Raw genomic sequence first — 21554 nt, forward strand, 5'->3', positions numbered from 1 at the left:
GATCGCTTCCGTGGCCACCGTGATGCGGGGTGTCCGGGGGCTCGGCCCCCGGAGCAGAAATGACGAAGGGCGACCCGGATCCGCGTTTCCCGCGGACACGAGTCGCCCATTCGCGCTCGTGGAGCTGAGGGGACTCGAACCCCTGACCCCCACACTGCCAGTGTGGTGCGCTACCAGCTGCGCCACAGCCCCTTGCTGCACTGCTTTCTTCCGTCGTCCCCGGCGTTTCCCCCGGGCACGCTGGAAATACTACACACCCCTCCAGGGGCCTCTGCAGCACCCCCTCAGTTGAGCGAGACGTCCGGGGGGAAGTGGGCCACAGCAGCCAGAATGTCGCCCTGGCGGCGCAGGACCATGGCCCACAGGTCGTCCGGCCGGTTCACGAAGGGGTCGCCGGGGAGGGCGTCGAAGACGAACCAGGAGCCGGCGGCGATCTCCTCCTCCAGCTGGCCGGCGGACCAGCCGGAGTAGCCGGCGAAGACCCGGATGCCGGCCACGTTCTCGCGGAGGCGCTCCGGGTCGGCGGAGAGGTCCAGGGTGCCGAGTGAGCCTGCGACCGGGTGGAAACCGGTCACCCGCTTCTTCACCTCGGGCCGGGTGCGGGCCAGGCAGATCGCCGACTCCGGCTGCACCGGGCCGCCCTCGAAGAGCACGGCCGGGTCGCCGGCCAGCTCGCCCCAGTTGCCGAGCACCTCGGCGACCGGCACCTCGGTGGCCCGGTTGAGCACCACGCCCAGGGCGCCGCCCTGCTCGTGGGCCACCAGCAGCACGACCGTACGGTCGAAGTTGGGATCTTTGAGGGTGGGCGTGGCCACCAGCAGCTGGCCGGTCATCGACTCCATCGACCGGCCTCCGATCCGCTGCCCCTCACCGAACACGGGATGCCTGCCGCTCGCTCGACGTCATCGCCATGCTCAGCACATTAGCCTGCGTTTCCGGCCACCGATAAGGTCTGCGCATGAACCCGTCACCCCCGGCAGCAGAGATCGGCGTCATCGGCGGTTCCGGCCTGTACACGCTCCTGGACGGCGCCATTGAACATCAGGTGCAGACGCCGTACGGTCCGCCATCCGACAGCATCACGGTGGCCGAGGTCGGTGGCCGCCGGGTGGCGTTCCTGCCCCGGCACGGCCGCGATCACCGGTTCGCGCCGCACGAGATCCCGTACCGGGCGAATCTGTGGGCGCTGCGCTCGCTCGGGGTGCGGCAGATCATCGCCCCGTGCGCGGTCGGTGGCCTGCGGCCCGAGCTGGGGCCGGGCACGTTCGTGGTGCCGGACCAGCTGATCGACCGGACCAGCGGGCGGGTGCAGACGTTCTACACCTCCGGCGCGGTGCACGTCTCGTTCGCCGACCCCTACTGTCCGGCCGGCCGGGCCACCGTGCTGGAGTCCGCCGCCGGGGTGGACGCGGTCGACGGCGGCACCATGGTCGTCGTGGAGGGTCCGCGGTTCTCCACCCGGGCCGAGTCGCGCTGGTTCGCCTCGATCGGCGGCACGATCGTGAACATGACCGGTCATCCGGAAGCTGTGCTGGCCCGTGAGCTGGCCCTCTGCTACACCCCGATCGCCCTGGTCACCGACCTGGATGCGGGCGTCGAGGGCGGGCACGGGGTGACGCAGGAGGAGGTCTTCCAGGTCTTCGCGGAGAACATGTCGCGCCTGCGTGACGTGCTCCTGGAGGCGGTGACCCGGCTGCCGGCCGAGCGCACCTGTCCCTGCAAGGATGTGCTGGCGGGTGTCAAGCTGCCGTTCGAGCTGCCCTGAGGCGGCCCGCCGTCCCCGGGGCACGCCGCGGCGTGCCCCGGCCGCGGCTCAGCCGGCCGCCCGGCGGCTGATCAGCGTCTGGAGCTCGGCGACCAGCGCCTTGGGGGCGAGTGGCTTGCCCAGGTAGCCGTCCGCGCCGGAGATCAGGCCGGCGTCCACGTCGTAGGCGTGGTTGTTGCCGGACACCATGAGGATCGCCATGTCCTTGATGTCCGGGGTGTTGCGGGCCAGCTGGCACAGCTCCATCCCGTTCATCGACGGCATCCGTACGTCGGTGATCATGCCGATCGGTTTGGCGACGGTCATGATGCGGGCGGCGGTGTGGCCGTCCTTCGCGCCGACCGTGCGGTAACCGGCGGCCTCCAGGGTGACCGCCAGCATGTCACGGACGTCGGCGTCGTCGTCGGCGATCAGGATCAGGTTCTGGTTCATGTGGGCGTGTCCCCTCCTCGTCGACCCTCCTCATCGGCGGGCGGCCGCACGACGACAGGCATCGCGCGGTTGCGGTCGCGGTGCGGTGTCTGCCTGCGGCAGAAGAATGCGGCGTACGGCCGGTCGGGTGGGCAGACTCCGGCAATGGCCACCTTCTGTCTGCACACCCAACCGACCGGCGCCGCCGACTGGCTCGACCTGGCCCGGCGTGCCGAGGCCGCGGGCTTCGAGGCGCTCTACGTCGCCGACCACCCGGGCACCTGCGCCGCGCCGTTCGTGGCGCTGGCCGCGGCGGCCGCGGTCACCAGCACGATCCGGCTCGGGTCGTACGTGCTCAACGCCGGGGTCCGGGAACCGATCCTGATCGCGGCCGACGTCGCCACCCTGGACGTGGTCTCCGGCGGCCGGGCCGTCCTGGGGATCGGGGCGGGGCACACCCCGGCGGAGTGGACCGCGGTCGGGCGGGAACGTCCCGGCGTGCGGGACCGCGTCGACCGCTGCATCGCCGTCGCCGAGGCGACCGCGCGGATGCTGGCCGGCGACGGGCTGGAGAAGCCCCGCCCGGTGCAGGACCGGGTGCCGCTGCTGTTCGGCGGCGGCAACACCCGGCTGCTGCGCTGGGCGTCCGAGCACGCCGACCGGATCGGGCTGTCCGGGCTGGGCCGCACCCTGGCGGACGGGCACATGCACCGCGCGCGGTTCTGCCCGGAGCAGGTCGACGCGCAGGTCGAGCTGGCCGGCTCGACACCGGTGGAGGCGCTGGTGCACCACGCGGAGCTGACCGACGACGGGGGCGCGGTGTACGCGCGGTGGGCGAAGGACGCCGAGATCAGCGAGTCCGAGATGGCCGCCACGCCGTACGTGCTGGCCGGGACCGAGGCGGAGATCCGGGCCAAGCTGGCCGCGAACGAACGCCGCTGGGGCCTGACCCGCTACACCGTCCGGCGCCCGGCGTTCGAGGTCGCGGCCGCGCTGATGGCCTGAGCCGGGCCGGCCGGGCCGCGGTGGATGCCCGGCCGGGTGTCACTGGGTGGTGGCCACCGTGGTGGTGGAGGTGGCGGTGTTGCGGAAGGCGACCAGGGTCAGCGCCATCTCGGTCTGGTCGTAGCCGTCGGCCTCGCGGCCGTCGATGGTCAGGTTCGCCGTCTGGATCAGCACCGCGCGCGGCTGCGAGCCCTGCAGCTGCTTCACGAATCTGCTGATGTCGGCGACCTTGCCGACGGCGTTGAGCGTGATCGGCAGTTCCTCCACGGTGCTCACCGCCTTGCTCTGGGTGCGCCCGGTGGCGGAGTACGCGGTGACCTCCACGTCCAGCTTGGTGCCCATGTTCTGCAGCTGGCGCAGCAGGGCCGGGATGTCGTCGCCGTCCGGCAGCGCCTTGCGGTTCTTCGCCAGCTCGTCCTGGTACTTCTTCAGGTTGGCGTTGTCGGCCTTCAGGTCGGACAGCTGGCGGCGCAGCGTGGCCAGCTGGGCGGTGGTGTCGTCCACCTGGCTGCGCACGTCCGACGCCTCGGTGTACTTCGGGCTGATCAGCAGGAACCAGCCGGCGGCGATCAGCAGGGCGATCACGGCGAGGCCGCCGAACAGCCAGATCCGGTCGGTACGGCGTACGTTCATCACTTGCCTCCGGCCTTGCACTGCGCCGCGCTGAACCGGCCGCAGAGCCCCTTGTCGGTGATCAGCAGGGTCAGGGTGAACTCGACCTCCGGCTCGTCCTGCCGCTCCGGATCGTCCTGCTGGGTGACGCTGGTGACGAACGGGTCGGTCACGTAGGTGAGCTTGGCGAGCGCGTCGACGTACTTGGCGACGGCCTTCTTGTCCGGGGCGGTGCCGGTGACGTTGAGCTGGCCCAGCCCGGTGTTGGCGGCGCTGCCGGGGGCGTCGTCCGGGGCGAGCCCCCCGGTGATCCCGGTGAGCTCCACGCCGGCCTTGTCACCGGTGCTGCGCAGCAGGTCGTAGAGGTTCTGCCAGGACAGGTCCTTGGCGAGCAGCTTCTCCAGCTGCTGTTCCATGACCTTGTTGCTGTTCTTGGTCTGGGTCAGCTTCTGGAACTGCCCCTGCTGGCTCTGCACCGCGGTGATCTGGCGGGTGACCTGGCCGAACTCCTTCTCGGCCTCCTGCTTCGCGGTGGTCGCGTGCCAGTACCAGCCGCCGAGCAGCGCCAGCACCAGGAAGGCGGCGCTCAGCACGACGGCGCGGGTGCGCCGGGCCCGCCGGCCGTCACTGATGTCCTGCGGCAGCAGGTTCGCGCGGATCGGCAGGATGCGGGCCGCGTGCCGCGGGGAGACGCTCGGGTCCAGCGGCATCAGTGCGGTCGTGGTCATCAGGCCGCTCCCAGGGTGAGACCGATCGACACGGCCGCCGACGGCACGAAACTGTCGAATCCGCGCTCCCGGGCGCGGCGGGTGTCGCGCAGGCGGGAGGTGCTGTCCGCGTACATCACCCCGATGCCGAGCTGTTCCTGCAGGTGCTCGGCGAGACCGGGCATGAGCGCGCCGCCGCCGCACAGCGACAGGCGGGTGACCTGCTTCTGCCGCTCACCGGAGGCGAGGTAGGTGAAGGAGCTGCGCAGCTCGCTGGCGAGCGGGCGGACCGCGTCGGTGATCGCGGCCACGCTGTCCGGGTTGCCGTCGCCGTGCAGGCCGTACCGGCACTTGAGCTCCTCGGCCTCGGCGGCCGGGACGCCGAGCCGGGTGGCGATGCTGCTGGTGATCTCGGCGCCGCCGCGGGGCAGGGTACGCACGAACAGCGGCTCGCCGTCGGCGTGCACCACCACGCTGGTGTGGTCGGCGCCGATGTCGACGATCGCCTCGACCTGGGTGTCCAGCCGGGAGGCGGCGCGCAGCAGGGCGAACGAGGCCAGGTCCACGCCGGTCACGTGCAGGCCGGCCCGCTCCACCGCCTGCACCAGGTCGACCACCGCGTCCTTGGGCATGGCGATCAGCAGGCCGCGCACGGTCGCGCTCTCGCCCGGCTTCTCCAGCGGGTAGAAGTCCAGCAGCGAGCGTTCCACCGCCAGCGGCAACGCGTCCTTGACCTGGAACGGCAGGGCCTGGCGCATCTGACCGGCCGGCAGGTTGGCGATCGACATCTCGCGGACCACCAGCTGCGGGTTGGTCACGCCGAGGCTGACCCGCTTGGTGCCGAACCGCGACGCCGCCCAGAGCTGCTTGAGCGCGCTCGTGACGGTGACCGGGTCCTGCACCACGCCGCCGTGCACGGTGCCCGGGGCCAGCGGGATCTGCCCGAAGTTGGTCAGCGAGTATTCGTCCTTGGAGCGGCGGACCTCGACCGCCCGGATCGAGGACGAGCCGATGTCCAGCCCGATCGGTGTTGCGCCAGCCATCGGTCTTCCTTTCTTCCTTCCTACACGAGCTATCGGTCAGTAGGTGGCGGGCATGAGCAGCCCGGCGTACCAGTCGGTGATCGGCGTCGCGGCGAAGACCGCGAGGAACGCGCCGGCCAGCATGTACGGGCCGAACGGGACCCGGCTCTTGCGGCCGACCGCCCGCACCAGCAGCAGGACCGCGGCGACCAGGCCGCCCAGCAGGAAGGCGCCGAGGGTGCCGACCGCCACCGCGCCCCAGCCGAGCCAGCCCAGGTGCAGGCCGAGCAGCGGGGCGAGCTTCACGTCCCCGCGGCCCATGCCCCAGAGGGCGAGCACCCGGTAGATCAGGTAGAGCAGGCCGGCGGCGAGCGCGCCGCGCAGCAGGGCGCCCGGATCGCCGGTGAGCAGGGCGGCCGGGACGAGCAGGGCGGCGGCGACCGGGTACGACGGCCGGACGATCCGGTCGGGCAGCCGCATGACGTCCAGGTCGATCAACGCCAGGGCGATGGCGACGGCGGCCAGGTAGAGGTAGCCGGGCAGCGCCCAGGACCAGCCGAACCGGGCGGCCACCGCCACGAACAGGACGGCGGTGCCGGCCTCGACCAGCGGGTAGCGGGCACTGATCGGGGTGGCGCAGTCGGCGCACCGGCCGCGCAGCAGCAGCCAGCCGAGCACCGGGACGTTGTGCCAGGGCCGGACCGCGTGACCGCAGGCCGGGCAGTGCGAGCCGGGGTGGACCAGCGACTGGTCACGGGGCACCCGGTGGATCACGACGTTGAGGAACGAGCCGATCGCGAGACCGAGCACGCCGACGACGATGAGCAGCGGGGCCAGTGGCATGGCCGGCTCCTTCCTTGTCGAGCGTGGCCGGGGGGAACGACGCGGGTGGCGCCGGAGGGGCGCCACCCGCGTCGATGGTGCGGTGGATCAGCAGGTGGCCCGGGTCAGGGAGCCGCTGACTGCCTGGACCGAGCCGCCGGCCGAGGAGTCGTAGCGATACCACTTGCCGCTGCCGCCGGCGTTCTTCGCGCAGATCTTGTAGGTGGGCGTCGTGTTGGTGGCACCGGCGGGAACCAGCACGTAGCCCAGCTCGGTCTTGTCCGACAGGGTGATGGTGGCCGGCGAACCGTTGGCGCCGATCCCCGGCAGGGTCAGGGACGAGCCGCCGGCCGTGTCCTTGGACGCCGGGTACTGGTTGCCGTTGTTGGTGTAGAACTGCTCCACCGCGCTGATGGCGCCGCGCACGTCGGACTGCGCCGACTTGTCGGCCGCGCCCTCGCGGTAGTTCAGGTAGACCGGGACGGCGATCGCGACGAGGACGCCGATGATGACCACGACGACCAGGAGCTCGATCAGGGTGAAGCCCTCGTCGGCCTGCTTGGCGCGCAGCTCGTTCTTCTTGGCGGCCAGGCGGGCGGTGACGTTCTGCATGTGGGGTGCCTCCGTGGGCATCAGGAGTGGAGCGGGGAAGGGGAATCCGGGCTCGGGTGCCCGTGAGGTGGTGCGCCGGCCGTCGGGAGCGGCCGGGTCCTGCTCGCGTGCCTCGTCGCACGCCGGTGTCAGTTCGACTGGATGTTCTGGTAGACCGAGAACATCGGCATGTAGAGACAGATCACCATGCCGCCGACCACGGCGCCCATGACGAGCACCATGATGGGTTCGATCGACGCGGCCAGGGACTCGGCAGCGGAGTCGACCTCTCTGTCGTAGAAGTCGGCAACCTTGTCGAGCATCTGACTGATCTGACCGCTCTCTTCCCCGACCTCGATCATCTGGTTGACCATCTCGGGGAAAATCTTGTGGTTGCGCAGCGCGGTGGACATCGGCTGGCCGTCACGCACGGTGGCCTGGACGTCCTTCATCGCGATGTTGATCACCTCGTTGCCGGTGGTCTCGCCGACCACCGCCAGCGCCTGCATGACCGGGACGCCGACGTTCAGCAGCAGGCCGAGGTTGCGGGAGAACCGGCTCATCGCCAGCTTCTGCAACAACTGCCCGAAGACCGGCAGGCGCAGCTTGAGCCGGTCCACCTTCAGCCGGAAGTCGGCGCTGGTCCGCAGCTGCCGCTTGTAGGTCAGCGCGCCGCCGATGCCGGCGGCCAGCACCAGCGGCCCGATCCACCACATGTTGTGGCTGGTCGTGACCAGGAACTGGGTGATCGCCGGCAGCTCGCCGCCGAGGCTCTTGAACATCCCCTCGAAGATCGGAACGATGAAGATCAACATCGCCGCGATCAGTACGAAGGTGAAGGCCAGCACGATCGCCGGGTAGGTCAGCGCGCCCTTGATCTTGCCGCGGAGCGCGGTGTCCTTCTCCAGGCTCTCGGCGATCTGCTCCAGAGCCCGGTCGATCATGCCGCCGGTCTCGCCGGCCCGGATCATCGCGACCATCAGCCGCGGGAAGACCCGCTCGTGCTTGGCCATCGACGCCGAGAGCCCGCCACCGGCGGCCACGTCGGTACGCACCTCGCCGATCGCCTTCTTCAACGGCGCCGACGAGGTCTGCTCCTCCAGGATCGACAGCGAACGCAGCAGTGACATGCCCGACGAGGTCATCGTGGCGAACTGCCGGGCGAAGACCGCCAGATCCTTGAGCTTGACCCGGTTGCCCAGGCCCGGGATCTTCAGCTCGCGCTGCAGACCCTGGCCGGCCTCGGTCAGGCCGAGCGGCATTTCGCCCCGCTGCCGGAGCATGTGCGTGGCCGCCGCCTCGTTGGGGGCCTCGATGGTCCCCTTGGCCTTCTTGCCGGAGGCGTCGATGGTGCTGTAGGTGAAGACCTTGTTGACGGCCATGGTCAGCCCCGCCCGACGAGTCGTTTGAGCTCTTCCGGCGAGTGGCTGATCTCCAGGGCGGTCTGCATGGTGATCACGCCCTCCCGCACCTTCTCGGCCAGGTGCTGGTCGAAGGCGAGCATGCCCTCGTTGCTGCCGGCCTGCATGAAGGACGGGATCTGGTGCGACTTGCCCTCCCGGATCAGGCTCCGGATGGCCGGGGTCGCGGTCAGGATCTCGCAGATCACCGTCCGGCCCTTGCCGTCCGCCTTGGGCGCCAGCGCCTGGGTGATCACACCCTGGAGACTGGCCGCCAGCTGCGCGCGGATCTGCAACTGCTGGTGCGGCGGGAAGATGTCGATGACCCGGTCGATGGTCTGCGTGGCGCTCTGCGTGTGCAGCGTGGCCAGTACCAGGTGACCGGTCTCGGCCGCGGTCAGCGCGGTCGCCGTGGTGGTCAGGTCGCGCAGCTCACCGACCAGGATGATGTCCGGGTCCTGGCGCAGCGCGTGCTTGAGCGCGCTGGCGAAGGTCTCGGTGTCCGAGCCCACCTCGCGCTGGTTGACGATGCTGCGCTTGTGCGGGTGGAGGAACTCGATCGGGTCCTCGATGGTGATGATGTGCTCGGCCCGGCTGCGGTTGGCCAGATCGAGGATCGCGGCGAGCGTGGTGGTCTTGCCGGAACCGGTCGGGCCGGTCACCAGCACCAGACCGCGCGGCAGGTGGGCGAAGCGGCCCACCGACTCCGGCATGCCCAGCTCGTCCAGCGGCTTGATCTTGTGGGGGATGGCCCGGAACACCGCGCCGCACGAGTTGCGCTGCATGTACAGGTTGCCGCGGAAGCGGGAGACGCCGACGATGCTGTGCGCGAAGTCCATCTCCTGCTCGCGCCGGAAGGTCTCCCACTGGGTGCGGGTGACCGCGGCGCGGGCCAGCAGCTCGGTGTCCGCCGCGTTCAGCTTGCCGTAGCCGGGAACCGGGCGCAGCGAGCCGTCGACCCGCATCATCGGCGGCGACCCCACCGTCAGGTGCAGGTCGGAGCCGCGCGACTCGACCAGCGTGATCAGCAGCTGGTCGAGCACGGCGAGGTCGTCCGGGCTGGCCGCCATATGCGGCTGCCGCACCTCGTGCTCGATCGTGTCCACTGTCCCGGCCCTCTCGCTCGCGTTCCGACGCCTGTTGAATCGGCACCGCGGTCACCCGGTTTAGTAGCGACTCGGGTGCCGTGCAGCGGCGGACCGCGGACGCCGGCGCCGGGCCCGGACGGCCACCGGCGGTGTCCGCGACAGCGGTCAGACGGCCACCCGGGAGATCTCCCGGACCGAGGTGAGGCCACCGGCCGCCTTGGCCAGGCCGTCGGCGCGCAGCTCGTACATGCCCTGGGCGAGCGCGACCTCGCGGATCTCACCGGCTGAGGCGCGCCGGATGGTCAGCGACTCGATCTCCGGGCTGATCGGCATCACCTCGTGGATCGCGATCCGGCCCTTGTAGCCGGTGTTCGCGCAGTTGCGGCAGCCCACCGGCCGGTACAGCACCTCCGGGAAGGCCAGGTCCTCCAGCGGCCAGCGGGCGCCGAGCACCTCCTCCTCGGTGGGCGCGTACGCCTCCTTGCACCAGTCGCAGAGCCGTCGCGCCAGCCGCTGGGCCAGCACGCAGTCCAGCGACGAACCGACCAGGAACGGCTCGATGCCCATCTCGGTCAGCCGGGTGACCGCGCCGGGCGCGTCGTTGGTGTGCAGGGTGGACAGCACCAGGTGGCCGGTGAGCGAGGCCTCCACGGCGATCTGCGCGGTGTTGCCGTCCCGGATCTCACCGATCAGCACCACGTCCGGGTCGGAGCGCAGGATGGCCGGCAGCACCGCGGCGAAGGTCAGCCCGGCCTTCGCGTTCACCTGCACCTGGTTGATGCCGCGCAGCCGGTACTCGACCGGGTCCTCGACGGTGATCACGTTGACCTCGGGCTTGCTGATCCGGCCCAGGGTGGCGTACAGGGTGGTCGACTTGCCGGAGCCGGTCGGGCCGGTGACCAGCACCATCCCGTGCGGCTTGCTGAACGACGCGGAGAACCGGGCCAGGTTGTGCTCGGTGAAACCCAGCTTGCCGATGTCCAGGTCGATGCCCCCGGTGTCGAGCACCCGGAGCACGATCTTCTCGCCCCAGACCGTCGGCAGCGTGGCGGTACGCAGGTCGACCGTCCGGTCCCGGATCAGCGCGGTGATCCGGCCGTTCTGCGGGACCCGCTTCTCGGTGATGTCGACGCCCGACATGATCTTGAGACGGGAGGTGAGCGCCGCCATCACGCCGCGCGGCACCACGTCCACCTCGTGCAGCACGCCGTCGATCCGGTAGCGCACCCGCATGTCGTCCTCGGTGGGCTCCAGGTGCAGGTCGGAGGCGCGGTTCATGACCGCCTGCTCGATCAGGCTGTTCACGTACCGGACGATCGGGGCGTCGTCGGCGCTGGTCTGCTGCGCGGCCATGCCGGCCGAGTCGTCCAGCCCGGCGTCGGCCAGGTCGCCGAGATCGCTGTCCTCCCGCTGGAGGCGCTCGATGATCCGCCGCACCTCGCTGCGGGCCACCACCACCGGGCGCACCGTCATGCCGGTGGCGGCCCGGACGTCGTCGAGCGCCACCACGTCGGCCGGGTCGGTCACGCCGACCACCAGCTCGCCGTCGTTGATGGCCAGGCCGAGCACCCGGTGCCGCAGCACCACCGGCAGCGGGATGCGCTTGAGCGCGGTCGGGTCCGGGGTGAAGCCGACCAGGTCGAGGGTGTTGATCCCGAACGCGGCGGCGGCCGCCTGGGTCAGCTGCTCCTCGGTGACCACCTGGTCGTTGATCAGCACCGCGCGTACCGAACGGCCGCTGCGCTGCGCCTCCTCGGCCGCGGCGTCGACCGCGTGCGGGTCGACGCCGATCTGCTTCAGGGCATCGAGCAGCGGACGGAAGGTTTGATCCATGGAATCCTCAAGCGCGGCGGCACGGGGTATACACCCCTCCATCGGACATCGCGTCGCAAACCTGAGTTGCTACCCGGCGTGCCGGAACGTCCGCCGGTACGCCGACGGCGCGACCCCGATCGTGGCGTGCAGATGCTGCCGCAGGGCGGCGGCGCTGCCCAGCCCGGAGCGCCGGGCCACCACGTCCACCGCGAGGTCGGTGGACTCCAGCAGCAGCCGGGCGTGCTCGACCCGCTGGCGCAGCAGCCACTGCCGCGGGCTGGAGCCGGTCTCGTCGCGGAACCGCCGGGTGAACGTGCGCACGCTCATCCGGGCGTGCCGGGCCATCTCCTCCAGGGTGACCGGCTCGCTCAGCCGGTCGAGGACCCAGGCCCGGGTCGGCTCGGTGCCGGACCCGGCGGCCGGCGGCACCGGGCGCTCGATGTACTGCGCCTGGCCGCCGTCGCGCCAGGGCGGCACCACGCACCGGCGGGCCGCCGCGTTGGCCACCTCGGCCCCGTAATCGGACCGCACGATGTGCAGGCACAGATCGACCCCGGCGCCCACCCCGGCCGAGGTCAGCACGTCGCCGTCGTCCATGAACAGCACGTCGAAGTCCCAGCGGACCCGCGGGTAGAGCCCGCCGATCCGCTTCGCCCAGCCCCAGTGCGTGGCGGCCGGGCGGCCGTCCAGCAGGCCGGCCGCGGCCAGCACCGAGGCGCCGGTGCAGATCGACACGATCCGGGCGCCGCGATCGGCCGCGGAGTGCAGCGCCGCGCGGACCGGCTCGGGCAGCGTGCCGTCGGTGACCGGGCCGCCGGCGTTGATGCCGGGGACGAGCACGGTGTCCGCGCGCTCGGCGGCGCTCAGCGGATGGTCCGGCGTCACCGTGAAACCGGCCGCGGTGCGCACCGTGCCCTCGCCGCAGAACAGCACCTCGTAGGGGCGCCCGCGGGCCACCCCGTGCCGCGCGGCGCCGAACACCTGGGCCGGGACGCCGAGATCGAAGGGGACGACGGCATCGAGGACGAGAACGGCGATCACATGCGGCATGGCCCGATTCTTGCGCACGATGGCCTACTGGCCACTCGTCCGGGCGGGCCGGCGTACCCAGAATCGGACCGTGAAACCACGCTTTCATCCCGCCTGGGCGGTCGCCGCGGTCGCGTTCGTCGCGCTGATCGGCGCGGCCGGCTTCCGTTCCACGCCGTCGGTCATGCTCCAGCCGCTGCACGAGGAGTTCGGCTGGTCGCTCGGCACCGTCTCCGCCGCCGTCTCGGTGAACCTGCTGCTCTACGGGCTGACCGCGCCGTTCGCCGCGGCGCTGATGGCCAGGTTCGGCATCCGCCGGGTGGCCGCCGCCGCCCTGGCGCTGGTCGCGCTCGGCTCCGGGCTGACGGTGTGGATGAACTCCAGCTGGCAGCTGATGCTCTGCTGGGGCGTGCTGGTCGGGCTCGGCACCGGCTCGCTCGCGCTGGGCTTCGTCGCCACGATCACCGGACGCTGGTTCGTCCGGCACCGCGGGCTGGTCACCGGGGTGCTCACCGCCGGCGGGGCCACCGGAAACCTGATCTTCCTGCCGCTGCTGTCCCGGATCACCGAGGCGAACGGGTGGCGCACGGCGGCGCTCACCGTGACGGTGGTCGCGCTGACGGTCGTACCGCTGATCCTCTGGCGTCTGCGGGACCACCCGGCCGACCTCGGGGTGACCGCCCTCGGCGGGGTCACCGAAGTGCCGGCGAAGCCGGCCGGAGGGGCCGCCCGGCTCGCCCTCGGCGCCCTCCGCGACGCCGCGCGGACGCGGGCCTTCTGGCTGCTCGCCGGCGGCTTCGCGATCTGCGGGGCGACCACCAACGGACTGGTCGGCACGCACTTCATCCCGGCCGCGCACGACCACGGCATGCCGGCCACCACGGCGGCCGGTCTGCTCGCCCTGGTCGGCGTCTTCGACGTGGTCGGCACGATCGCCTCCGGCGCGCTGACCGACCGGGTGGACAGCCGGATCCTGCTCGGCGCGTACTACGCGCTGCGCGGGCTGTCGCTGCTGGTCCTGCCGTCCCTGCTGGCCGCCGTCGCGCACCCGGGGATGCTGGTGTTCATCCTGTTCTACGGCCTGGACTGGGTGGCCACCGTGCCGCCCACGGTCACCCTGTGCCGCGAGTACTTCGGCGCGGCCGGGCCGGTCGTCTTCGGCTGGGTGTTCGCCTCGCACCAGATCGGCGCGGCGGTCGCGGCCACCGCGGCCGGCCTGGTCCGCGATCAGCTCGGCGAGTACACCTGGGCCTGGTACGGCGCCGGCGCGCTCGCCCTGCTCGCCTCGCTGCTGAGCCTGATGCTCTTCGCCGGCAAGCACCTCAAGCCGGTCGCGCCCGGGCTCGGGCTGGCCGTCCCGGCCGACGCGTGACGCCGGGGCCTACGGAATCACCTGGACCACTTCCATCAGGCCGCTGAGCACGAGGATCTGCCGCACGCTCGCACTCGGCCGGGCCAGCCGGAAATCGATCGCCTGATCGCGGGCCCGCTGGAACCCGGAGATCAGCGCGCCCAGCCCGGTCGAGTCGATGAACGCCACCCCGGCCATGTCCACCACGATCCGGCCGGGCCGGCCGGCCACCGCCTCACCCAGCGCCACGCGGACCTGCTCGACGGTCAGCACGTCGATCTCCCCGCGCAGCGAGACGGTGGTGGTGTCACCGTCCGCATCCAGGCTCGTCACTTGTTCGATCACCGGGGGGCCTTCCGTCTCGCAGGAGCGCGCCCGCTTTGCTGCCGCGGGGGTTCCACGTACGGTAATCGGCATCACCAAGATGTGAGGAGCACGGTGTGCCGATCCGTGGCGGTCTGCCGCCGCGCAACCCCCGCTTCGTGGGCCGGGAGGAACTGCTCACCCGCGTGCGCGGTCTGCTCGGCAACGGTCCGGTGGTGCTGCTGCCGAGCCCGGACCACCAGCTCGGCGGTACCGGTCGTACCCAGTTGGCGGTGGAGTATGCCTACCGCCACGCGGACGCCTACGAGCTGGTCTGGTGGATCCCGGCGGAGCAGAGCGCGGGGATGCGGGCGGCGCTGGCCGGGCTCGCCCAGAAGCTCGGCCTGCCCGAGGCCCGCGACCTCAACCGCACCCTGGGCGCGGTCCGTGACGCGCTGAGCCGGGGCGAGCCGTACCGGCACTGGCTGGTCGTCTTCGAGAACGCCAACCGGCCCGAGGACATCATGCCGTACCTGCCGTCCGGCGCCGGGCACGTGCTGGTGACCAGCCGTAACCCGCGCTGGACCGCCGAGGTGGCGCAGGTGCTGCCGGTGCCGGTGTTCGACCGCTCGGACGCCGTCGACCTGCTCCGCGGCCGGGTCACCGAGCTGTCCGCGGCGGACGCCGACCGGCTCGCCGACCGGCTCGGCGACGTGCCCATCGCGCTGGACCTGGCGGCCGCCGTACGCGCCGCCACCGGCTGGCCCGTCGACGAATACCTCGACCGGTACGACCGGCGCGCCGCCGAGCTGGCCTTCCCCACCCCGATCCGGGTCGCCTGGGGGCTGGCCGCCGAGGCCCTCGACCGCGCCGCCCCGGCCGACCGGGTGCTGCTCGAACTCTGCACCTTCCTGGCCAGCGCCCCGATCTCCTGGCAGCTGCTCTGGGCGGCACGCACCCTGCCGCTGGAGGAGGAGGTGGCCCGCACCGTCCGGGTGGAGCGCCGGCTGCGGGCCGCGATGCGGCGGATCGCCCGGTTCGGGCTGGCCGGGCTGGACCCCTCCGGCGAGCGGCTCACCGTGCACCCGCTGATCCGCGGCATGTTCGGCCAGGAGCTCAGCTCCCAGCGGCACGCCGGGCTGTTGCGGACGGTGCGCGGGATGCTGGCCGCCGCCGACCCGGGCGACCCGGACAACCCGGCCGGCTGGTACCGCTACGCCGAGCTGGCGCCGCACCTGATCCACTCCGACCTGCTCGGCGGGGAGGCCGAGGAGGCGCGCCAGCTGGTGATCAACTGCATCCGGTTCCACTACGCCCGCGGCGACTACGACTCCAGCCGCGAACTGGCCGGCGCCGCGGTGACCCGCTGGCGTGACGCGCTGGGCGAGTCCGCCGAGCAGACCCTGCTCGCCTCGTTCCATCTGGCCAACGCGCTGCGGGCGGTGGGCCGTACGGCCGAGGCCCGGAACCTGAACCTGCACACCCTGCGCACCCAGCGGGAGGTGTTCGGCGCCGACGACGAGGCCACCCTGGCCACCGCCAACAGCGTCGGCGGCGACCTGCGGATGCAGGGCCACTTCGGCCAGGCCCGGCAGCTGGACGCGGACAACCTGGTGCGGTACCGGCGGCTGTTCGGCGAGAGCTTCCCGACCGCGCTGCGCTGCGCCAACAACCTCGGCATCGACCTGCGCCTGCTCGGCGACTTCCGGGGCGCCCGGGCGCTGGACGAGCAGACCCTGCGGCACCGGCAGGCGGTCCTCCTCGACGGGCACCCGGAGACGTGGGCGTCGCGGGCCGCGCTCGCCTACGACCTGTTCGGGCTCGGCGACTACGCCGGGGTCGCCGCCGTGCTCGCCGGGCACGCCGAGCACGTCGCCGAGGATCACCCGTTCGCGCTCTGGGCCGGCCGGCTGACCGCGATGGCCGCGCACCGCCGCGGGCTGCCCGAGGCCCGTGAGCTGGCCGCCGCCACCCTGGCGGCGTGCCGGCAGCGGTTCGGCGACCTGAGCGTCGACACCCTGGCCACCGCCGTCTCGTCGGCCAACTGCGCCCGCGCCGCCGGTGACCTGGCCGGCGCGCACGAGCTGCTGGAGCGCGCGGTGATCCGGCTGCACGCGGTGCTCGGCGACGAGCACCCGTTCACCCTGGCCGCCTCGGCGGGCCTGGCCGGGGTGGTGCGCGCGGCCGGCCGGCACGCCGACGCCCGCACCATCGACGAGGAGGTGCTCGGCGGTCTGCGGCGCAGCGTCGGCGCCGATCATCCGTTCACGCTCAGCTGCGCCAACGGGCTGGCCGCGGACCTGTTCGCGGCCGGTGAGGCGCAGCGGGCCCGGGAACTGGCCGCGGACACCCTGCGCCGGTCCCGGGTGGTCCGCGGCGCCGACCATCCGGACACCGCCGCCTGCGCGTGGAACCTGGCGCTCACCGACGGCGACCGGGCGGCCCGTCAGCAGGCGCTGGCCGCGCTGGCCAAGGCGTACGGCGACGGCCACCCGGTGTTCCGGGCGACCGCCGCCGGGCAGCGGCTGGAGACCGACATCGATCTGCCGCCGCTGTGACCCGCGCCGCCGTGCGGCTCAGGCGCAGATGTCCCTGTCGGCCTGCCGGTCCAGCAGCTCGGTGACCCCGAGGGCCGGCATCGGGCGGGCGAAGTGGTACCCCTGCGCCCGGCTGCACGCCAGCTCCCGCAGCCATTCCGCCTGCGCGGCGTCCTCCACGCCCTCGGCCACCGGCGCGAGGTTGAAGGTGCGCGCGATGTGCAGCACCGCCTCGGCCACCGACGCGCCGCCGCTGTCCGGCATCGCCTGCACGAACGACCGGTCGATCTTGACCACGTCGACCGGCAGCGCGCTCAGGTGGCTGAGCGAGGAGAAACCGGTGCCGAAGTCGTCCAGCGCGATCCGCACACCGAGCGACTTCAGCTCGCTGAGCACCCGCGCGGACTCCACCAGGTCGGTCAGCGCGACCGACTCGGTCAGCTCCAGCACCAGGTGCTCCGGATCCAGCCCGGTGCGCTCCAGGATCGCCCGGACCTCGGCGACCAGGTGCGGGTTGGTCAGCTGGGAGGCGGACAGGTTGACGTTCATCTCGAAGCCGGGGAACTGGCGCTGCCAGTTCACCGCCTGCCGGCAGGCCTCCTCCAGCACCCAGCCGCCGAGCCGGGGGAGCAGGCCGAGCGACTCCGCCATGTCCAGGAAGACGCCCGGCGGGACCAGGCCACGCTCCGGGTGCCGCCAGCGGACCAGCGCCTCCACGCCCACGGTGTGCTCGCCGTCCAGGTCGACGATCGGCTGGTAGTGCACCTCGAACTCGCCCACGTCCAGCGCGCGGAGGATGTCGCCCTCGGCCTTGCGGCGCTGCTCCTCCAGGGCGAACAGCTCCGGGTCGAACCGGCGCACCGTGCCGCCGCCGTCGAGTTTGGCGCGGTGCAGCGCCTGGTCGGCCTCGCGCAGCACGGCGTCGATCCCGCCGCCCGCGGTGATCGCGACCCCGGCGCTGGCCCGGACGCTCATCGTGACGCCGTCGAACTCCAGCGGCCGGTGCATCTCGGTGAGCACCCGCTCGGCGACCGCGACCGCGGCCTGCTCGTCCTCCAGCCCGGGCAGCAGCACGACGAACTCGTCGCCGTCGAGCCGCGCCACGGTGTCGTTGGCGCGGACGTTCGCGGCCAGCCGCTCGGCCGCCGCGCGCAGCAGGTCGTCGCCGATCTCGTGGCCGTGGGTCTCGTTCAGCTCGCGGAAGCCGTCCAGATCGACCACGATCACCGCGGTCATCGTCCGGCTCGCCTCGGCCAGCTCGTGTCCGGCCCGCTCCAGGAACATGCGGCGGTTGCCGACCCCGGTCAGCGGGTCCCGGTACGCCTGCCGGGCCAGCAGCGCGCGCTGGGTGCTCAGGTCGCGGATCAGCGCCCCGTCCGAGCCGGCCCCGGCCCAGCGCCGGAACAGCACCGCGACGGCCATGCCGAGCAGCAGCCAGATCGCGCCGGCCGCCAACTCACCCTGCACGTGCCGGATGCCGCTGACGGCCAGCGCCGCGGCGGTCGGCGCGAACCGCAGGATCGGCCGCTCCGGCACGACCAGCAGCATCGCCAGGCCGAGACAGAGCGCCGCGGCCAGCGGCACGAGCCGGGCCGTCCAGGTCACGTCCGCGGCATCCGCCGGCCACACCAGCAGTACCAGCGAAGCCAGCACGATGCCGTCGTCGACGACGCGCCGCATCCGGTCCAACAGTGCTCTGCGAGCCACGATCCACCTCCAGCCGCTCACATCGGGCCGGTGACCGCCCGGTTGAGTGATCCGGCTCGCGTTCCACACCTGCTACCGAACGCAGAACCGCAGGTCAACCGAGTTGCAACCGAGCGCCGCCGGGCCGGGGCGGCGGCGTCGCTCGTGCGGCCGGGCGTCCGCCGGCCGGTGCGTCCGCGGGTCAGCGCGACAGCCAGGCGGCCAGGTCCGCGATGTCGGCCTCCGGCGCGGCGAGCGCCGCGGCGCGGACCAGCTCCGGCCGGTGGCGCAGGGCCGGCTGCGGGGCGACGAGAGCGAGCCCGCTCCAGGCCGCGCCGTCGGCGCGGTCGCGGCGCACAGCTTCCCGGTACGCCGTGAGCGCGGCCGCACCGTCGCCCCGCACACAGGCGGCGTCCGCGGAGCCGGCGGCCGGAGGGTCGCCGCGCAGCACGGCCCGGATCAGGCGCAGCCGGGAACCCGCATCGGTGACCCGCCGGCCGGGGGCCACCACGGAGGCCACGGCCGGGGCGGCGCGGCCGGCCCGCCACGCCCGGGCCACGGCGGCCACGTCGTCCGGCGCGATCGTCAGGTTCCGCAGCCGCCAGCGCGCGTGATGGTCGGCCCGGGCCAGGTCGGCCAGCCGGACCACCTCCGGATCGACCGGCTCGGCCAGCCACGGTTCGACCTCGTCCCGCAGGGCGGTCACCAGCCGGGCGCCCGCCGCGGTCAGCCGGCCCCCGCCGAGCAGCCGGCCCGCCATCCGGTGCACCGCCGCCCGCCAGCGCGCGAACTCGAACTCGGCCTCACCGCCGCACCCGCCCCGCAGCTCGGTACGCCAGAAGCGGGTCACGGCGAGGAAGGCGTAGCCCCCGTGCAGGATGCCGAACGTGGGGCGCGGATCCTCCCGCCACGGTGAGTACCCCGGCTCCGTACCCGGGTGGACCAGCTCGAACAGGCCGTGCACCGCGTTCAGCACGCTGTGCTGCGTCTCGTGCAGCAGCGCGACGGCCAGCTGGACGCCGCTGGCCGGGGCGGACAGCGCGACCGCGCCGAACGCCTCCGCCGACGTCGCGCTCACCCCCTCGGCGAGCGGGTCCGGCCGGGCCGGGACGATCACCCGCAGCACCCCGGCGAGCGTGCCGGCCGCCTCCGGGTGCCGGGTGACCAGGATCGTCCAGGCCGCGTCGAGGTGCTCGCGCCACCGCGCCACCTCGTCCGGGCGCAGTGGCGCGGCGGCGGGCAGGCCGAGCAGGTGGCGCAGCGGGCCGCGGTCGTCGAGCCGGACGGTCAGGCGGCGCCCGGCGCAGGTCACGCTGAGCGGGTGCCCGGCCGGCTCGGGCAGGTCGCCGAGCGCCGCCCGGCCGGGTTCGGCGGGCGGGCCGGTGCGGAGAGCGGCGAGCGCTCGGGCCGCCCACAGGCCGGTCATCGGGTCGGCGCAGTGGGCGCGGAACTCGTCGGAGCTCAGCGCGTGCAGCCGTACGTACCAGGCGGGGTCCTCGGCGACCGCGCGCCGCACCTCCCGCAACAGGAGCAGATGGCGGCTGAGCCGGGCTCGGCGCAGCACGCCGAGCGCGCCGGCCGAGGGCCGGCCGGCGCCGAGGCCGGCCAGCTCGGCGTCGGCGAGCCGGAACGGGTGCAACGGAGCCGGGCCGTTCAGAGCGCCGAGTTAAAGCCGGCGATCTGCTCGCTTGGGCCGGCCAGATCGTCGGCCAGGCGGCGCAGACAGCGCTCCAGCGCGGAGTCGTCGCGGGCGACCAGCTCGGCCAGGGTGGATCCGGAGACGTCGAGCATCGCGGACTGCCACTCCGGCGCGTGTCCGTCGTCCGGCTGACCGGTCTCCACGGCACCCCCCTCTCGATCGTGGCGGTCGATGCGTTGCTTGAAGGTTACGGCGGTCGCCGGGTCGGGTGAGCGCCGGGAGTCGCTACCGTGGGTGCTCGCGGGGATGGCGCGGTCGTGATCTGATGGGACAACACCACCGCGATTCGGTAACGGAGGGCGAGAACGTGCTGGGTGGAGATCTGGGCGCTGGCGACGGCGCGCCCCGCCCGCGGGGCGCGGCAGCCGCGTTGGCGGACCGGGTGGCGACGCTGCGCGCGTCGGCCTCCGGTGCGGACGGCGCGATCCTGGTCACCGTGGCGAGTTCCGGCAATGTGACCGGGCTGCAGCTGGACGAACGCTGTCTGGGCCTGGGCGCGCCCGGCCTGGCGGCGGAGATCCTCTCGACCGTCCGGCGGGCCCAGTCGGCGCTGGCCGACCGGGTCGCGGACGCGGTCGAGCAGACCGTCGGCGCGCGGACCGAGACCGGCCGGGCCGTGCTCGACAGCTTCGCGCGGCGCTTTCCGGCGGAGCCGGACGGGTGGCGCGGGCCGGCGGAGCCGGACGGGTGGCGCGGGCCCGCGGAGCCGGACGGGTGGCGCGGGCCCGCGGAGCTGGGCGAATGGTCCGGGGCGGACGCCGCCCCGGTGATGCCGGCGCCGCCGCCGTTCCCGTCCTTCACCGCCACCCCGACGTTGCCGCACCAGACGCCGGGCAACGGGTTCGAGAGCGGGCGGGACAGCCGTGCACGCTGAGCCGAGCCCTCGCCTGCCGCGGCGCGGACCGGCGCCGCCGGTCGACCGGATGAGCAACGCCGAGCTGGCCCGGATGGTCGAGGCCGAGCATCCCTACCGGGGCAAGGCGCTCTTCGAGCTCTGCGACCGGTTGCCGCACGACGACGACGCGGTCGGCAAGGTGGCGATGCTGACCCGGCTCACCTCGCTGCGCCGGGCCCGGCTGTTCGACCGGGTGTCGCTGGCCTGGTCGGCGATCATCGCGCTGCTCGCGGCGGAGACGGCGAACGCGCGGGGCGAGGCGTATGCCGCCTTCCGGGCGCTGGATCCCGACGAGCAACGGGACATGCTGGACTATCTGGAGGTCACCGCGATCGAGGAGGCCCACCCGCGCATCGCGTGAGTGGGCCTCGTGGTCGGGTCTAGCTCTGCACCTGCACGTCCTTGCGGAAGGCGATGCGGTCACGGATCGCCGCCGCGTCCGGCTTCGGGTCCGGGTAGTACCACGCGGCGTCCGCGACGGTCTGCCCGTCGGTGCGCAGCGAGTAGTACGACGCCCTGCCCTTCCACGGGCAGACGGTGTGCGTGTCGGAGGGGATGAGCAGGTCCTCGCGGACCGAGGCGCGAGGGAAGTAGTAATTCCCCTCGATCACCACCGTGTCGTCGCTCTCCGCGATCACTTCGTCGTTCCAGATGGCCTTAGGCATGTCCCGAACCTAGCGCGCTACGCGGAATACGACGGATATGCGCGATTTATTCACCTCTCGGGGGTGAAACCCGGTGCCATTGCCGCCGCCGGGTAAGAAGATCTACAGTCTCTGGTTGGTGCGCCCCCGTAACGCCCAGCCCCGATCAGAA

General features: G+C 72.8%; 22 protein-coding genes and 1 tRNA gene. 6 read left to right on the top strand and 17 right to left on the bottom strand.

Translation table 11 applies throughout. The features are described from left to right. Positions 1 to 119: 119 nt before the first annotated feature. Positions 120 to 192 (bottom strand) — tRNA-Ala (locus tag ACTEI_RS04505). 92 nt (positions 193 to 284) lie between these two features. Continuing rightward, a complete protein-coding gene (locus ACTEI_RS04510) occupies positions 285 to 842 on the bottom strand; it encodes a YqgE/AlgH family protein (protein WP_122981911.1) in 558 nt (185 codons plus the stop codon). Positions 843 to 958: 116 nt separating this feature from the next. Between ACTEI_RS04510 and ACTEI_RS04515 the strand changes: the two genes are divergently transcribed. Then, entirely contained in the window at positions 959 to 1765 is an 807-nt protein-coding gene (locus tag ACTEI_RS04515; RefSeq protein WP_122976487.1) for an S-methyl-5'-thioadenosine phosphorylase, read from the top strand. A 48-nt stretch (positions 1766 to 1813) separates the two neighbouring features. Here ACTEI_RS04515 and ACTEI_RS04520 read toward each other — a convergent pair whose 3' ends face one another. Further along, positions 1814 to 2197 (bottom strand): response regulator transcription factor, encoded by a 384-nt coding sequence (locus ACTEI_RS04520; RefSeq protein ID WP_122976488.1) that lies wholly within the window; start codon positions 2195 to 2197, stop codon positions 1814 to 1816. Between the two features lie 144 nt (positions 2198 to 2341). Here ACTEI_RS04520 and ACTEI_RS04525 point away from each other — a divergent pair, with 144 nt between their 5' ends. Then, the gene (locus ACTEI_RS04525; RefSeq protein WP_122976489.1) at positions 2342 to 3181 is read left to right on the top strand and encodes an LLM class flavin-dependent oxidoreductase; all 840 of its coding nucleotides are present in this window, start codon (positions 2342 to 2344) and stop codon (positions 3179 to 3181) included. Between the two features lie 39 nt (positions 3182 to 3220). Here the strand turns inward: ACTEI_RS04525 and ACTEI_RS04530 are convergent, their stop codons facing one another. The 9 genes from ACTEI_RS04530 to ACTEI_RS04570 all read right to left on the bottom strand — a co-directional run bounded on the left by ACTEI_RS04530 (position 3221) and on the right by ACTEI_RS04570 (position 12288). Further along, positions 3221 to 3814: a type IV pilus inner membrane component PilO gene (locus ACTEI_RS04530; RefSeq protein ID WP_122976490.1), complete on the bottom strand. Its 594-nt coding sequence runs from the start codon at positions 3812 to 3814 to the stop codon at positions 3221 to 3223. Further along, entirely contained in the window at positions 3814 to 4521 is a 708-nt protein-coding gene (locus tag ACTEI_RS04535) for a PilN domain-containing protein (RefSeq protein WP_122976491.1), read from the bottom strand. The genes ACTEI_RS04530 and ACTEI_RS04535 overlap by 1 nt, the downstream gene beginning before the upstream one ends. Continuing rightward, positions 4521 to 5543, bottom strand: a complete 1023-nt coding sequence (pilM, locus tag ACTEI_RS04540) for a type IV pilus assembly protein PilM (RefSeq protein WP_122976492.1) — start codon at positions 5541 to 5543, stop codon at positions 4521 to 4523. Before pilM ends, ACTEI_RS04535 begins: the two co-directional genes overlap by 1 nt. Before the next feature lie 36 nt (positions 5544 to 5579). Next, positions 5580 to 6365, bottom strand: coding sequence for a prepilin peptidase (locus tag ACTEI_RS04545; protein ID WP_122976493.1), 786 nt, complete (start codon positions 6363 to 6365; stop codon positions 5580 to 5582). Positions 6366 to 6452: 87 nt separating this feature from the next. Then, positions 6453 to 6956, bottom strand: coding sequence for a type II secretion system protein (locus tag ACTEI_RS04550; protein ID WP_122976494.1), 504 nt, complete (start codon positions 6954 to 6956; stop codon positions 6453 to 6455). A gap of 128 nt (positions 6957 to 7084) precedes the next feature. Continuing rightward, positions 7085 to 8317, bottom strand: a complete 1233-nt coding sequence (locus ACTEI_RS04555) for a type II secretion system F family protein (protein ID WP_122976495.1) — start codon at positions 8315 to 8317, stop codon at positions 7085 to 7087. A 2-nt stretch (positions 8318 to 8319) separates the two neighbouring features. Next, on the bottom strand, positions 8320 to 9420 hold the full coding sequence (locus ACTEI_RS04560; RefSeq protein ID WP_275412252.1) for a type IV pilus twitching motility protein PilT: 1101 nt from the start codon (positions 9418 to 9420) through the stop codon (positions 8320 to 8322). Positions 9421 to 9588: 168 nt separating this feature from the next. After that, positions 9589 to 11256, bottom strand: a complete 1668-nt coding sequence (locus ACTEI_RS04565) for a GspE/PulE family protein (RefSeq protein WP_122976497.1) — start codon at positions 11254 to 11256, stop codon at positions 9589 to 9591. Positions 11257 to 11325: 69 nt separating this feature from the next. Next, positions 11326 to 12288 (bottom strand): GlxA family transcriptional regulator, encoded by a 963-nt coding sequence (locus tag ACTEI_RS04570; protein WP_187645917.1) that lies wholly within the window; start codon positions 12286 to 12288, stop codon positions 11326 to 11328. A gap of 19 nt (positions 12289 to 12307) precedes the next feature. Here ACTEI_RS04570 and ACTEI_RS04575 point away from each other — a divergent pair, with 19 nt between their 5' ends. Further along, complete coding sequence (locus ACTEI_RS04575) at positions 12308 to 13639, top strand: MFS transporter (protein ID WP_122976499.1); 1332 nt, start codon at positions 12308 to 12310, stop codon at positions 13637 to 13639. A gap of 9 nt (positions 13640 to 13648) precedes the next feature. Here ACTEI_RS04575 and ACTEI_RS04580 read toward each other — a convergent pair whose 3' ends face one another. Then, on the bottom strand, positions 13649 to 13963 hold the full coding sequence (locus tag ACTEI_RS04580) for an STAS domain-containing protein (RefSeq protein WP_122976500.1): 315 nt from the start codon (positions 13961 to 13963) through the stop codon (positions 13649 to 13651). A gap of 95 nt (positions 13964 to 14058) precedes the next feature. On the opposite strand from ACTEI_RS04580, the gene fxsT reads away from it, so the two are divergent. After that, positions 14059 to 16479 carry an FxSxx-COOH system tetratricopeptide repeat protein gene (fxsT, locus tag ACTEI_RS04585; protein ID WP_122976501.1) on the top strand — a complete coding sequence of 807 codons (2421 nt, stop codon included), beginning with the start codon at positions 14059 to 14061 and terminating at the stop codon, positions 16477 to 16479. 18 nt (positions 16480 to 16497) lie between these two features. Here fxsT and ACTEI_RS04590 read toward each other — a convergent pair whose 3' ends face one another. The 3 genes from ACTEI_RS04590 to fxsA form a co-directional block, all read right to left on the bottom strand. Continuing rightward, positions 16498 to 18165 carry a putative bifunctional diguanylate cyclase/phosphodiesterase gene (locus ACTEI_RS04590; protein WP_122976502.1) on the bottom strand — a complete coding sequence of 556 codons (1668 nt, stop codon included), beginning with the start codon at positions 18163 to 18165 and terminating at the stop codon, positions 16498 to 16500. A gap of 181 nt (positions 18166 to 18346) precedes the next feature. Beyond that, positions 18347 to 19783, bottom strand: coding sequence for an aKG-HExxH-type peptide beta-hydroxylase (locus ACTEI_RS04595; RefSeq protein WP_122976503.1), 1437 nt, complete (start codon positions 19781 to 19783; stop codon positions 18347 to 18349). Between the two features lie 14 nt (positions 19784 to 19797). Then, positions 19798 to 19986 carry an FxSxx-COOH cyclophane-containing RiPP peptide gene (gene fxsA / locus ACTEI_RS04600; protein ID WP_122976504.1) on the bottom strand — a complete coding sequence of 63 codons (189 nt, stop codon included), beginning with the start codon at positions 19984 to 19986 and terminating at the stop codon, positions 19798 to 19800. Between the two features lie 164 nt (positions 19987 to 20150). On the opposite strand from fxsA, the gene ACTEI_RS04605 reads away from it, so the two are divergent. Together ACTEI_RS04605 and ACTEI_RS04610 are read left to right on the top strand one after the other, a co-directional pair. Then, positions 20151 to 20717, top strand: coding sequence for a YbaB/EbfC family nucleoid-associated protein (locus tag ACTEI_RS04605; protein WP_145831111.1), 567 nt, complete (start codon positions 20151 to 20153; stop codon positions 20715 to 20717). A gap of 49 nt (positions 20718 to 20766) precedes the next feature. Then, entirely contained in the window at positions 20767 to 21099 is a 333-nt protein-coding gene (locus ACTEI_RS04610; RefSeq protein ID WP_122976506.1) for a hypothetical protein, read from the top strand. A 19-nt stretch (positions 21100 to 21118) separates the two neighbouring features. On the opposite strand, the gene ACTEI_RS04615 is transcribed toward ACTEI_RS04610, so the two are convergent. After that, positions 21119 to 21403, bottom strand: coding sequence for a DUF427 domain-containing protein (locus tag ACTEI_RS04615; protein WP_122976507.1), 285 nt, complete (start codon positions 21401 to 21403; stop codon positions 21119 to 21121). Positions 21404 to 21554: the final 151 nt, after the last annotated feature.

Origin of the sequence: Actinoplanes teichomyceticus ATCC 31121, from assembly GCF_003711105.1 — a bacterium.
GTDB lineage: Bacteria > Actinomycetota > Actinomycetes > Mycobacteriales > Micromonosporaceae > Actinoplanes > Actinoplanes teichomyceticus.

Excerpts from the sequence above, each read along its gene's own strand:
- ACTEI_RS04515 (WP_122976487.1), top strand. The coding sequence starts at position 959 with ATGAACCCGTCACCCCCGGCAGCAGAGATCGGCGTCATCGGCGGTTCC.
- ACTEI_RS04610 (WP_122976506.1), top strand. The coding sequence starts at position 20,767 with ATGAGCAACGCCGAGCTGGCCCGGATGGTCGAGGCCGAGCATCCCTAC.
- ACTEI_RS04565 (WP_122976497.1), bottom strand. The coding sequence starts at position 11,256 with ATGGATCAAACCTTCCGTCCGCTGCTCGATGCCCTGAAGCAGATCGGC.
- ACTEI_RS04555 (WP_122976495.1), bottom strand. The coding sequence starts at position 8,317 with ATGGCCGTCAACAAGGTCTTCACCTACAGCACCATCGACGCCTCCGGC.
- ACTEI_RS04525 (WP_122976489.1), top strand. The coding sequence starts at position 2,342 with ATGGCCACCTTCTGTCTGCACACCCAACCGACCGGCGCCGCCGACTGG.
- ACTEI_RS04550 (WP_122976494.1), bottom strand. The coding sequence starts at position 6,956 with ATGCAGAACGTCACCGCCCGCCTGGCCGCCAAGAAGAACGAGCTGCGC.
- ACTEI_RS04545 (WP_122976493.1), bottom strand. The coding sequence starts at position 6,365 with ATGCCACTGGCCCCGCTGCTCATCGTCGTCGGCGTGCTCGGTCTCGCG.
- ACTEI_RS04535 (WP_122976491.1), bottom strand. The coding sequence starts at position 4,521 with ATGACCACGACCGCACTGATGCCGCTGGACCCGAGCGTCTCCCCGCGG.
- ACTEI_RS04615 (WP_122976507.1), bottom strand. The coding sequence starts at position 21,403 with ATGCCTAAGGCCATCTGGAACGACGAAGTGATCGCGGAGAGCGACGAC.
- ACTEI_RS04570 (WP_187645917.1), bottom strand. The coding sequence starts at position 12,288 with ATGCCGCATGTGATCGCCGTTCTCGTCCTCGATGCCGTCGTCCCCTTC.
- ACTEI_RS04530 (WP_122976490.1), bottom strand. The coding sequence starts at position 3,814 with ATGAACGTACGCCGTACCGACCGGATCTGGCTGTTCGGCGGCCTCGCC.
- ACTEI_RS04575 (WP_122976499.1), top strand. The coding sequence starts at position 12,308 with ATGGCCTACTGGCCACTCGTCCGGGCGGGCCGGCGTACCCAGAATCGG.
- ACTEI_RS04520 (WP_122976488.1), bottom strand. The coding sequence starts at position 2,197 with ATGAACCAGAACCTGATCCTGATCGCCGACGACGACGCCGACGTCCGT.
- pilM (WP_122976492.1), bottom strand. The coding sequence starts at position 5,543 with ATGGCTGGCGCAACACCGATCGGGCTGGACATCGGCTCGTCCTCGATC.
- ACTEI_RS04510 (WP_122981911.1), bottom strand. The coding sequence starts at position 842 with ATGGAGTCGATGACCGGCCAGCTGCTGGTGGCCACGCCCACCCTCAAA.